Source organism: Desulfobulbaceae bacterium DB1 (genome assembly GCA_001914235.1).
GTDB lineage: Bacteria > Desulfobacterota > Desulfobulbia > Desulfobulbales > SURF-16 > DB1.
Map to the genome: position 1 here is coordinate 1 of MQUF01000003.1, position 12,111 is coordinate 12,111.

Genomic DNA, 12,111 nt, shown 5'->3' on the forward strand with positions numbered 1-12,111 from the left:
GGGCCTGTAAAGAATTTTGTGTAAATGGTTTTCATTTTTAATTTTCAATATGCAGGCATTCTGTCGCCGAACAAGATTGAAAAGCGGTTCAAGGCAGCCTTCCAGTCTCTGATTGGCATAGTCCATTTTTTGGCGATATTGTTCAGCGCCATGTAAAGCAGTTTAAGCATCGACTCGTCATTGGGAAATGAACCCCGGTTCTTGGTAACTTTGCGCAGTGACATGTTCAACGACTCAATAGCATTGGTGGTATATATCACCTTGCGTATCTCGGGCGAATACGCAAAAAATGGGGTGATTCTTTCCCAATTTCTTCGCCAGGATTGGCCGATGGACGGATGCGTTTTGTCCCATTTTTCTTCAAAGGTCATCAGTTCCATTTCGGCCTGCTCGGCTGTTGGCGATTGGTAAATGGCCTTGAGATCCGCAGCCACCTCTTTGCGCTGTTTCCATGAGACATATTTCAGGGAATTGCGCACCATGTGGACGAGACAGAGCTGGACCTGGGTGAAGGGGAAAACCGTCTCAATGGCTTCAGGAAAACCCTTGAGGCCATCGACGCAGGCAATGAAAATATCCTGCACGCCACGGTTTCTTAGCTCAGTCACTACCTGCAACCAGAACTTGGCGCCCTCGTTTTCGGCAACCCACATTCCCAGGACATCCTTGACGCCGTCCATGGTGATGCCAATAGCCAGATAGACCGCCTTGTTCTTAACATGCCCATTGTCGCGCACCTTAACCCGGATAGCGTCCATGTAAACAATGGGATAAATGGGGTCCAACGGGCGATTTTGCCAAACTTTAACCTCGTCAGCAACGGCATCGGTGACCGTTGAAATCAGGGTGGGAGAGACATCAACTCCGTAAATGTCTTCCAAGTGCCCCTGAATCTCCCTGGTAGTCATCCCTCGGGAGTAGAGAGAGATAATCTTGTCGTCAAAGCCGGGAAAGCGGGTTTGCCCTTTGGGAATGATGACCGGATCGAAACTGCTGTCGCGGTCGCGCGGGACCTCAATCGGCATTTTACCGAAGTCGCCCTTGATGGTCTTTGCAGAGTTACCATTTCGGGCATTACCGCCTTTGGTGACGATGGTTCCATGTTTTTCGTGGCCCAGGTGGACGGTCATTTCCGCCTGTAACGCCCGCTCCAGTAAGGCCTTGGTGAGCTGCTTGAGCAGCCCGTTTTCACCGATCAGTTCTTCGGGCTTCTGGTAATTGTAGTCGGCAAGTAAACGATCCAAAATTTCTTTATCAATGGCCATATGAGCTCCTTTTTAAAGGGTAGTTTTTTGACTTACTCAGTCATAGCCATTTACACAAACTATTTTACACCCTCCGAACCCTGGCCGTTTTAGACCTTGCCATCCCGTTTCATATCATTCAGATTACGGCAAACAGCCTTGTTTTCCGCTACGTCGGCAACAGACAGTGGTTCAAAGACCCGGACAAGCTTGACGTCACCCATGAGTCAATCAGCCTGAAAAACCTCCCGGTGGAAACCGTCGCGGATTACCGCATCCCAACGGATATGGTCCAGATGAGATACCATTGTGTCAGATTCAACAATCTTTCCCAGACCCAGACAAAACAACTGGAACACCTCATTCACCTCTGCACACAAGAACCGGGAGCAAACCGACTCACACCTTGCCGCCGGATTTCTTCTGAAAAAGCGCATTGAACCTGGGAGGCAAAGCAAGGGTGAACTCCATCCGCTTGCCCGTTACCGGATGCGAAAAAGCCAGGTAATAGGCATGCAGGCCAAGCCGACCAAGGGGATCCGACGTGGCGCCGTATTTTTTATCCCCTGCCACCGGATGGCCCATGTCGGCCATATGGACGCGGATCTGATTTTTCCGCCCGGACTTCAGGGTAATATCAAGCAGGGCGTATTCGCCCCCCTCCTTCACCACCTCGTAGTCGGTCACCGCATATTTCCCCTCCCCGTCGTCCACACTCCGTGAATAGACGCGCAGCGCCTTGGATTCATACAGATAACTTTCCACCCGCCCTTTCTTATCCAAGGGTACACCTTCAACAATCACCCCATACCGTTTCTCCGCTTCATTCCAACTCCCCTGAAGAGCTCGCTTGGCTGCTTCATTCCTGGCAAAAACAAGCAAGCCGGAAGTGCCCTGGTCCAGTCGATGGACAATGAAAACGCGCTCCTTGACAGTGGATCCCTTTTCCTTGGCCTGCTTATTGACGTAGGCTGTCAACCGGTAATAAGCGGTTTTTACCTTTTCCGTTTCCGAGGCAATGGTCAGCAAACCTGGCGGCTTATTGATAACGATGACATCCGCATCCTCATGAAGAATCTCCAGCCCCTCATAAGAGGGGGCCACGCCCGCCATTTCCTTTTCCGACCTGACGGACACCACGTCAGCCGGCAGCAGTTCGCACTCAGGGCGAGTCACAGGCTGTTGATTAACGGTAATTGCCCGGTATTTGACGAGCTGTTTCACCTTGGTCCGCGAATAGCCGGCAGCACCCAACAGGAGAAGAAGAGTTGTTTTTTCTTTTGCGACAAGCTTGATCATAAATTTTGTTCCTCATACGGGAAGTGACGACAAGGCTGGATTTCAAAATGTTACTCAATGACGCATTGCAAGGAGATGCGTGTGTTTTTAATCCACTGACAAGGAAACAACAAGACGGAATAAAAAAAAGGAGCTTTTCGAAGAAGGTTGAGGCTTCACAGAAACACGGAGGGATTGCGTTGCCGGCTCACACCGACGAAAAAACGGTACCGGCAACCAAGCATAACGACATAAAAAATGTGACTCATCTTTTTGAACCATGGTGGGCGAGACGGGATTCGAACCCACGACCTTTGGCTTCGGAGGCCAACGCTCTATCCAGCTGAGCTACCCGCCCACAGTCTTAAAGACGGTTCTCTCTTTACCACGAATTGACTTGAGCGTAAAGTTTTTTATCCTTCCCCGAGGTTTGACCTTGGTTGGGTTGCGACCTTTTGTCACTTGACAAATCGTTCCTTTCTCGCCTAATAAACGATAAGCGTATCAGCAGAAATCAAAATTATCATTATATCGGCCAACGTGGTCTTTTCGCTGACAGAAATTGCTTTTCCCCACAAAATTAAACTTGACAGCACAATGACACATTGTGCTATTGGTACTTGCTGAAATGAATGCCGTTTCAGAAAATACGCCTAAAAAAAACAAATCCATCTCTTCTTTACGAAATGACGAATTGCCGCGCAGATACCCCCTGCAGCCGGCAAATATCCGGATTGGACCGTTTTTAGGAAGATTTTTTCCCACAAAACCTAAAATGAAGCAAAAAGGACGGCACCAAGGCAGGTTTCATTATCTGGGTGCTTGAGTATGCCGGTGCCAAAAATGTTTCCTACCTGAACCGGGGCATCGAAGGACGGCATGAAGCCGGGTACCACACCTCCGACGAGGAAGCCGAGCCCAAGGCCGTCACCTTCGGCGGCAAACCAGGCATCACGCCGGACAAAACCGTGGTGACGACCTGCAGCACCGGCCAGCCGGCGGGCAGCGCCTACTTCATGTTCCGCTATCTCGGCTATGACAACGTCAAGGTCCACAACGCATCATGGATAAGCTGGTGCGCGGCTGAGTAACAGCTTTTCCCGCAGCTGACAGTACCAGCCGGCCCTTGTTTGAAGCAAGGGCCGGTTTTTATTTCAGGCCCGGTGAAACCAATGCACCCCAAAAACCCTGACAATATCATCTCTCGACATACCAGCAAGCAGCATCAAAAACCACCACGATTCCGCCGGCAAATTATTTTACCGCTGCAAACACATACCGGATAAAGCCCATGGTCCCCTGCCGCATTTTCAGAACAACACTTAAAACCAGATCCATACTCCTGGTTGCTTTTGCCATCACCGTTCTTTCGTTTTTTTACACCAGCCACCACTTTGCCATATACAACAAACACCTGAAATCACACCTGACAGAGCAGCAACAAAATTTCCAACACATTTTTTCATCATCGCAGCACCTCTATTTTTCCATCTACAACAGCTGGTTGACCAATTTCATTGAAAACCACAAAGAAAATGTCCAGGCCTTTGCAGCGCGGGACAAAGAAAAACTTTACGCCCTCACCCTGCCGCTTTATCTGTCGCTGAAAAAGTCCTACCCCGACATTCACATCATGCATTTTCACGAACCAAACGGCCGATCATTGCTTCGCATGCACCAGCCGAAGCTTTTCGGCGACGACCTCCGGCAGTTACGGCCGGCTGTCCAACAGGTCAACCAAACCCATAAACCGCTTACCGGCTATGAAATCGGCATTCACGGCTGCTTTTACCGCATTATCCATCCCGTTTTTTATAACGGCGAGCATATAGGAGTTATCGAACTCGGAGTTAAAATTGATGAAATCGTCAAGGAAATAACCCACGCCACCGGCAGCCAGGCAGCGGCCTTTTTCCCCACCTCTTTATGGAAAAAGGCCGTCAATTCATTCGATGCGGCAACTTCCTACACCGACTACACTCTGGTCGAAAAAAAACCGCAAATCGGACCGCTTCTTCCTGAAAACTTCAACTTTCAGGCAATGACTGAATTTGAAACGAATGGAAAACACTATCTCGCCCTGACACTCACCGGGCTGCTCAACCCCTTTCAGGAATCCCTGGGCGGCATCATCAGCCTGGTGGATATTTCAGATGAAATAAAAGACAAAAAATCCTTTATCCTCCAGTCGCTGGCGGTCAGCATCAGTCTCGGCCTTTTCTGCATTTTCTTTCTTTGTTTAAGTTTTCAAAAAATCATCGGCAATCTTGAAAAATCGAAAGAAAATCAGGAAAAGCTCATAAACCAGTTGAACAAAGAAATCGACAGCAGGCAGGAGGCGGAAAAATCCCTGGCACAGAATGAAATCAGACAGCGCCGCATTTTAAACAGCCTGCCGGACACGGTTTTCCTGCTGGACAGAAACCGCATCGTCAACTGGGCCAATGAATCCGCCCTGAAACTTGCTCCGGATATCATAGGCCGGCAATGCGATCTCTGCATGATTGGAGCCGATATTGACCAGGAAGACTGTTTCTGCAGGAAAGCGCACCTGTCGAACATTATACAAAAATCAATTATTCATCGCCCTGCCGCGGCAGGAAAAAAACAGGAAACATACTGGGAAGCGATCCTCATTCCCCGCTTTGATGATCAGGGCGCCGCAACCGACGCACTGGTTGTCCTGCGGGACATCACGGAACGGATGGAGTCAATTCGAAAAATAGAAAAACTCAACCGACACAACAGCCTTTTGCTGGAAGCAGCCGGCGAGGGAATTTATGGTGTTGACCTCGAAGGAAAAACAACCTTCATGAATCCCGCTGCCGTACGCATGACCGGGTTTACCGAACAGGAAATGCTGGGGAAAAACCAACATGAACTTCTGCACCACACCAAGGCGGACGGCAGTTCCTACCCAGCGGCGGAATGCCCGATCCTCACCACCATGCAGAGCCGGAAACCGCATTTTATCACCGAGGAAGTTTTCTGGAAAAAAGACGGCGGCAGTTTTCCGGTGGAGTATATCGCCACGCCGGTGGAGGAAGAGGGGAAGGTTATCGGCGCGGTCGTTTTATTCAGTGACATCACCCAACGGAAACTGCTGGAAAAACAGCTGCTGCATGCCCAGAAAATGGAAGCGGTGGGACGCCTTACCAGCGGCATTGCCCACGATTTCAACAATCTGCTCACCACCATCTCCGGTTACAGCGAAATACTGCTCATCAAAATGGACAACGATGATCCCATGCGGGACAAAGTGCAGATGATCTTGCAGGCAGGCAAGATGGCCGCTGCCCTGACCAGGCAATTGCTGACCTTCAGCCGCAAGCAGATTCTGGAAATCAAAACGATCAACCTCAACCATGTCATTGACAGATTGACGAAAATGCTGCGCCGACTGATCGGTGAAAACATCAGTCTCAAAATTGAATTCCGCGAGCCGGACTGTTTTATCCAGGCCGATGCCGGACAGTGCGAACAGGTTCTCATGAACCTTGCCATCAATGCCAAGGATGCCATGCCCGGCGGCGGATCGCTGACCATCACCACCGACATTGCCCACCTTGAGGCGACAAAACCGACCGGATTTGACGACATCCAGTCAGGCTCCTATGTTCTCATGCAGATAACCGACAGCGGGGAAGGCATGACCGAAGAAACCCAGAAACTGATATTTGAACCGTTTTTCACCACCAAGGAGCAGGGCAAGGGAACCGGACTCGGTCTGGCCACGGTTTACGGCATCATCAAGCAACACAACGGGTTTATTTCGGTAAAAAGCGCTCCGGGGCAAGGCACTTCCTTTGACATTTATTTTCCTCTTTCCCGGCAAAAACCCGCCCTCAACAACATGATCATGCCCGACATTCTTCCACGCGGCACGGAAACGGTCCTGGTGGTGGATGACACCTCCTCAATCCGCCAGTTTATCAGGGACACCCTTGAACCATTGGGCTATGATATTCTCGAAGCCAACAATGCGGAGGAGGCCATGAAATATTATGACGGCCGCGACAAAGCCATTGACCTGCTGCTCACCGACATGGTCATGCCCGGCCTCAGCGGCAAAGAACTGGCGGTGGTCATGCGGCCCCGTCATGCCGCCATGAAAACGCTGTTCATGTCCGGGCATGCCGCCGCCCTTTTTACGGAGGGAAACGATTCAAAATCGGATATTCACTTTATCCAGAAACCACTTTCTCCCAGTCAGATCGCCCTGAAGGTGCGAAACATCCTGGACGCCAGACAAACATGACAACCTGAACCCGGCTCGCCCAACTACTCCAGATTGCCCCTTGCCGCGACTTTTCCTTGCGGATAGAAAAAGGAAAGCCGCTTCTTTTCTTTTTTCATCCGCAGTCCGCCGGAAAAATGCAGCCGGGCCCCGCCCGCACCAGTGCGTGCCACATCAAGAACCCGGCTGATTTTTTGAAAATCGGGACGATTTTCCAGCACAAGAAACAGCTTTTCGACAATTCGCCGCTGCAGGGCAACATCAAGGCCGAGAAAGAGCTCAAGATTAAGGGAAAAGGCAGGCAATCCGCCCGCCCTCGCGTCCACGGCAACCACCTGCCGCCAGACCTGCTCGGTCAAACGGACCAGCACCGTTTCCTCATCCTGGAGGATGATCGCCGTGCGGCGCAGCGTTTCATCAACATTCGGATTAAAGGTGCGCAGATAGGGGAGCAGGTCAAGGCGGATACGGTTGCGCAAATACGCCCGGGCCGCGTTGGAACTATCCAGGGCAAAGGGAATTTCTTTATCAGTCAGATAGGCGAGCAGCTTTTCCTTCGCCGTTGTCAAAAAAGGCCGGATAATGATGCCGTCGCGCATGCTCCGCATGCCGGCAAGACCGGCCCGCGCCGTTCCCCTGATGAGCCGCAGCAGCACCTCCTCGGCCTGGTCGTCGGCGGTATGCGCCACGGCGATCTTGCCGGCCCGCCGATCACGGGCGACCTGGTGCAGCGCATCATAGCGCAGATCACGGGCCGCATGCTCAATGGAAACCTTCCGGATCGCCGACGCACCGTGCACATCAATACGGCGGATATCATATTCAACCCCAAGGGACCGGGCCCGCGCCTCGACCAGAGCCGCCTCGGCCGGCGCCTCATGGGGCCGGAGACCATGATCGACATAAACGGCATGAATTTCGATGCCCAGCAAGTGCTGCAAGGCCGCCAGCACATGGAGCAGGGCCATGGAGTCCGGGCCGCCGGACACGCCGATGACAATCCTTTCCCCTTGCCGGATCAGCCCCTGGTTGCGCAGAAGGCCCTGGATTTTCTTTTCAAGCGGATGCATGGCGACAATTTGCCGATTGATAATTGATCATTGCGGGTGTATCATGAGAAAAAGTCAAATTTACCATGGCCGATTCATGTATGCTTTTGAATTTGCTCCATTTATAATTTCAAATGACGTTCTGTCCGCTTTTTTCAGCAAAATTCACAAAACCGGAATGCGACTTCACGCGACGGAAAAATAATTTTTTCCGCATTCCGACTTGCCTTTGACAACCAACAATGCACTACGCCGACAGATTGTATTTTTTTCAATATGAGGATAAACTCGCAAGACGTCGCAACGTAACTGTATACCATGAAAATCAAATTTTGAGAGATCATTTATGAGAGTACGCAAAGCCGTTATCCCCGTTGCCGGACTCGGCACCCGCTTTCTTCCGGCCAGCAAAGCCATCCCCAAGGAGATGCTCACCGTTGTCGACCGGCCGACCATCCAGTATATCGTTGAAGAGGCGGTCGCCTCGGGCATCGAGCAAGTGATCCTCATCACCAGTGAAGGAAAAGCGGCCATTGAAAACCATTTTGACTATAACTTTCACCTGGACACGATTTTAAGCAACAAGAAAAAAACCGGTCTGGCGGAAGAGATGCGGCATCTGGCCAATCTCATCGATATCGTTTCCGTGCGCCAGAAAAAACCCCTTGGCCTGGGACACGCCATCTGGACGGCCCGCAACGTGGTGGGCGACGAACCCTTTGTCGTCCTGCTCGGCGATGACCTGGTCCTGAGCGAGGTGCCCTGCACCAAGCAGATGATCGACCTGTTCAACGAGGTGCAGGAGTCGGTGGTGGCCGTGCAGCGGGTGCCCCAGGAGGAAACCTTCCAGTACGGCATCGTCGAAGGTTCCCGGGAAAGGAGCAGGGTCATCAAGGTTGACCGCATGATGGAAAAACCCGCGCCCGGCACGACAAAATCAGACATGGCCATTATCGGCCGCTACATCCTCCAGCCGGATATTTTTTCCATCCTGGAAACAACAACCCCCGGCCACGGCGGCGAGATCCAGCTCACCGACGCCCTGCTCGCCCTGTCCAACAAGCGCGGCATGTACGCCTATGAGTTTGAAGGAACCCGTTTTGACGCAGGTGACAAACTGGGCTACCTCAAGGCGATTGTGGCCTTTGCCCTCCGCCATCCGCAGCTTTGCGAAAGTTTCAGCGACCACATCAAGGAAATCGCTTCCCATCTATGATCCATCTGGAAGTGGCGGTGGCGGCACCGGTCACCGAATCACTTACCTACTGTTATGCAGCCGATGATGCCCGTCTTCTCCAGCCGGGCATCCGGCTGCTTGTCCCCTTAGGGGCCCGGCAGGTCACCGGCTATCTGCTCGCGACCAAAGCACCGGGTGACACGCCGTATCAAATCAGGCCGGTAACCGATGTGCTGGACCGGGAGCCTCTTTTTCCGCCGGCCATGATTCCTTTTTTCCGCTGGCTTTCCTCCTATTATCACTATCCGCTGGGAGAAACCATCAAGATTGCCCTGCCGGGCGGCCTTTCACCCCACAGCGACAGACAGGTACGCCTCGCGCCGTCAGGCGAAGAATTGCTGATGAACCGGGAAAGCGGCAATCCGGAACAGAGGCCCGACTGGCTCGAAGAGCTGACAAGCAAAGGCTTTCTCTCCGCCGCCCGGCTCCGTCCGATCTGGCGTAAAAAAAAATGGCAGACCCTGCTGAAAAAATGGCAGGAAGCGGGCGCGGTTGTTATTGAAGACTGCGCCATTTCCTCCCGCAGCAAGGCGAAAACGGAAAAATGCGTGCGATTGGCAGCCGATAGTCCCGCCGGATCGGCGGCCGCGCTCAAGCCGTCTGAAGAGAAAACCCTGGCCCTGCTCCATGATCTGACCCGAGGCGACTGCTCGACCCTGGTTTCGGCAAGCAACCTGAACCGCGCCTATAGCGGCGCAGGCAAGGCATTGAAATCCCTTGCCGAAAAACAACTTGTTTTCTGGGAAGAACAGGAGGTGTTCCGCGATCCGTTCGGCGAGGAGCCTCCCTTTTACCCGCCACCCGCCCAGTTGACGGATGAACAGAACGAGGTGCTGGCGCAACTGCTGCCGGCCGTGGCGCGAAAAAAATTCATCCCCTTTCTCCTCCACGGCATCACCGGCAGCGGCAAAACGGAAATTTACCTGCAGGCCTGCCAAAAAACCATCCAGACAGGTCGAACCGTCCTGGTGCTGGTCCCGGAAATTGCCCTGGCCAGTCAGCTTGAGGCCCATTTTTATTCACGCTTCGGCAGACAGGTGGCGCTTCTCCACAGCGGACTCAGCGATGGGGAACGTTTTGATCAATGGCGCAGAATCATGGGGGGCCGGGCCAAAATCGTCATCGGCGCGCGCTCGGCGATCTTTGCCCCGCTCAGCGATCCCGGCCTGATCATCGTCGACGAGGAGCATGACGGCGCCTACAAGCAGGAAGACACCCTGCGTTACCAGGCCCGGGACATGGCGGTGCTGCGCGGCAAGCTGCAGGATTGCCCGGTGCTGCTCGGTTCCGCCACCCCGTCGCTGACCAGCTTCCACCATGCCCGAAGCGGCAAATATCAGTTGCTGAACCTGACGAAACGCATTGAAAACAGATCGCTTCCCGACGTCACCATCATTGACCTCAAGTCCGCAGTGAAAACCGGCTCACCCCATGCATTCTTTTCCGAGGAACTGCTGGACGCACTGCGGGAAAATCTTGCCGCCGGTAACCAAAGCATTATTTTCCTCAACCGCCGGGGCTACGCCAACCTGATGATCTGCGCCGATTGCGGCAGCCCGGTCAAATGCCTCCACTGCGACATCTCCCTTACCCTGCACAAAGGCCGGGGTCAGCTCTGTTGTCATTACTGCGGCTTTACCGCCAAGAGCGCCATTATCTGTCCCGCCTGTCTGTCGCCCCGGGTGAAAGAAATCGGTTTCGGCACGGAACGGCTTGAGGAGGCCTTGACCAGTGAATTCCCCACGGCCAGGATCGCCCGGCTCGACCGCGACACCTCCACCAGCCGGAAAAAATTTCTCAAAATCCTGAAAGACGTGCATCAACAGCGAATAGACATCCTGGTCGGCACCCAGATGATCACCAAAGGCCACCACTTCCCCCATGTCACCCTGGTCGGCGTGATATGGGCCGACGCCGGACTCGGCCTTCCCGACTTCAAGGCCGGTGAGCGCACTTTTCAGCTTATTTCCCAGGTAACCGGCCGGGCCGGACGGGGTGACAAACCGGGCCGGGTTTTCATCCAGACCCATCAGCCCGACCACTATGCGCTGATCAACGCCCGCCGACATGATTATTCCAGCTTTTACGAAAAGGAAATTTCCCTGCGCAAGATACTTTTCTACCCGCCCTTTTCCCGCCTGATCAATCTTCGTTTTTCCGGCGATAACGGCACCAAGGTGGAGGATGCGGCAAAAGAGACGGCCCGCGCGGCAAACGCCCTTGCCGCCCCTTTCCGGGTGACCGTTCTCGGCCCGTCCCCCGCGCCCCTGGCAAAACTGCGGGACAAATACCGCTGGCAGCTTCTCCTCAAGGGCGAAGACAGCACTGCCCTGCACGCCCTTTACCGGCAACTTGCAACCCGGCCCGACTGCCGGCTGCCGGGCGTTGATCTGCAGGTGGATGTCGACCCGGAAAGCATGCTGTAAAACGCTCGACAAGCAGGCTCGTGCAGGGGGTCCCCCTTGACAAGCCGCGCCACCGGGCATTATTTGTTGCCCAACCGCATCAATTCTGCTATATTTACAAATTTTTTTCAGCCATCAACTTTCAACCGACCAACCAAAGACACGAATCGACATGAAACATTTTATTCTCTTTCTTTGTATCGCGCTCCTTGCCCTGACCGGCTGCTCCAATGAGGAAACAGGCGCGGCCCAGACCCCTTCCCAGGGGCAAAACACCGCCGTTGCCGGCGGGCAGCCCGCCACTTTCCGGTCAATTCCGGTTTCCGAGGCCAAAAAAATACTGGAATCCCGCAACGACATTGCGGTGCTTGATATCCGCACTCCCCCGGAACTGCGGGAAGGGGCCATTCCCGGTTCCACTCTGGTGCCGTTCTGGGCGATCATGCAGAACAAGCTCAACCTGCCGCTGGAAACGCCGATCATGCTGATCTGCGCCGTGGGGGGAAGAAGCTATGCCGCGGGCCAGATACTGGCACGATACGGTTACCGGGAAGTTTACAATGTCAGCGGCGGCCTGGTGTCCTGGAAAGAAGCAGGCTACCCGGTCAAGTATTGATGGATTCCTGAAAAGCATATTTACCGACACATTCTTTTTTGATAT

8 protein-coding genes and 1 tRNA gene are annotated in these 12,111 nt (G+C 53.3%); 5 read left to right on the plus strand and 4 right to left on the minus strand.

The features are described from left to right. Positions 1–44: 44 nt before the first annotated feature. The 3 genes from BM485_02280 to BM485_02290 all read right to left on the minus strand — a co-directional run bounded on the left by BM485_02280 (position 45) and on the right by BM485_02290 (position 2,880). Positions 45–1,265, minus strand: coding sequence for an IS256 family transposase (locus BM485_02280; protein ID OKY76098.1), 1,221 nt, complete (start codon positions 1,263–1,265; stop codon positions 45–47). 378 nt (positions 1,266–1,643) lie between these two features. Then, the gene (locus tag BM485_02285) at positions 1,644–2,543 is read right to left on the minus strand and encodes a hypothetical protein (protein OKY76099.1); all 900 of its coding nucleotides are present in this window, start codon (positions 2,541–2,543) and stop codon (positions 1,644–1,646) included. A 260-nt stretch (positions 2,544–2,803) separates the two neighbouring features. Beyond that, positions 2,804–2,880: transfer RNA gene (locus BM485_02290), tRNA-Arg, on the minus strand. A gap of 460 nt (positions 2,881–3,340) precedes the next feature. On the opposite strand from BM485_02290, the gene BM485_02295 reads away from it, so the two are divergent. Together BM485_02295 and BM485_02300 are read left to right on the plus strand one after the other, a co-directional pair. Beyond that, positions 3,341–3,613, plus strand: a complete 273-nt coding sequence (locus BM485_02295; protein ID OKY76100.1) for a hypothetical protein — start codon at positions 3,341–3,343, stop codon at positions 3,611–3,613. Positions 3,614–3,813: 200 nt separating this feature from the next. Continuing rightward, positions 3,814–6,780, plus strand: coding sequence for a hypothetical protein (locus tag BM485_02300; protein OKY76101.1), 2,967 nt, complete (start codon positions 3,814–3,816; stop codon positions 6,778–6,780). A 23-nt stretch (positions 6,781–6,803) separates the two neighbouring features. Here the strand turns inward: BM485_02300 and BM485_02305 are convergent, their stop codons facing one another. Next, positions 6,804–7,829, minus strand: a complete 1,026-nt coding sequence (locus tag BM485_02305; GenBank protein OKY76102.1) for a tRNA lysidine(34) synthetase TilS — start codon at positions 7,827–7,829, stop codon at positions 6,804–6,806. 325 nt (positions 7,830–8,154) lie between these two features. On the opposite strand from BM485_02305, the gene BM485_02310 reads away from it, so the two are divergent. The 3 genes from BM485_02310 to BM485_02320 all read left to right on the plus strand — a co-directional run bounded on the left by BM485_02310 (position 8,155) and on the right by BM485_02320 (position 12,066). Further along, positions 8,155–9,024, plus strand: coding sequence for a UTP--glucose-1-phosphate uridylyltransferase (locus BM485_02310; protein OKY76103.1), 870 nt, complete (start codon positions 8,155–8,157; stop codon positions 9,022–9,024). After that, a complete protein-coding gene (locus tag BM485_02315; GenBank protein OKY76104.1) occupies positions 9,021–11,471 on the plus strand; it encodes a primosomal protein N' in 2,451 nt (816 codons plus the stop codon). The genes BM485_02310 and BM485_02315 overlap by 4 nt, the downstream gene beginning before the upstream one ends. Positions 11,472–11,622: 151 nt before the next feature. Further along, positions 11,623–12,066 carry a hypothetical protein gene (locus tag BM485_02320; protein ID OKY76105.1) on the plus strand — a complete coding sequence of 148 codons (444 nt, stop codon included), beginning with the start codon at positions 11,623–11,625 and terminating at the stop codon, positions 12,064–12,066. Positions 12,067–12,111 lie beyond the last annotated feature (45 nt).

Bases quoted from the DNA above. Each gene is read 5' to 3' on its own strand.
- BM485_02280 (OKY76098.1), bottom strand. From the start codon at position 1,265: ATGGCCATTGATAAAGAAATTTTGGATCGTTTACTTGCCGACTACAAT.
- BM485_02285 (OKY76099.1), bottom strand. From the start codon at position 2,543: ATGATCAAGCTTGTCGCAAAAGAAAAAACAACTCTTCTTCTCCTGTTG.
- BM485_02300 (OKY76101.1), top strand. From the start codon at position 3,814: ATGGTCCCCTGCCGCATTTTCAGAACAACACTTAAAACCAGATCCATA.
- BM485_02305 (OKY76102.1), bottom strand. From the start codon at position 7,829: ATGCATCCGCTTGAAAAGAAAATCCAGGGCCTTCTGCGCAACCAGGGG.
- BM485_02310 (OKY76103.1), top strand. From the start codon at position 8,155: ATGAGAGTACGCAAAGCCGTTATCCCCGTTGCCGGACTCGGCACCCGC.
- BM485_02315 (OKY76104.1), top strand. From the start codon at position 9,021: ATGATCCATCTGGAAGTGGCGGTGGCGGCACCGGTCACCGAATCACTT.
- BM485_02320 (OKY76105.1), top strand. From the start codon at position 11,623: ATGAAACATTTTATTCTCTTTCTTTGTATCGCGCTCCTTGCCCTGACC.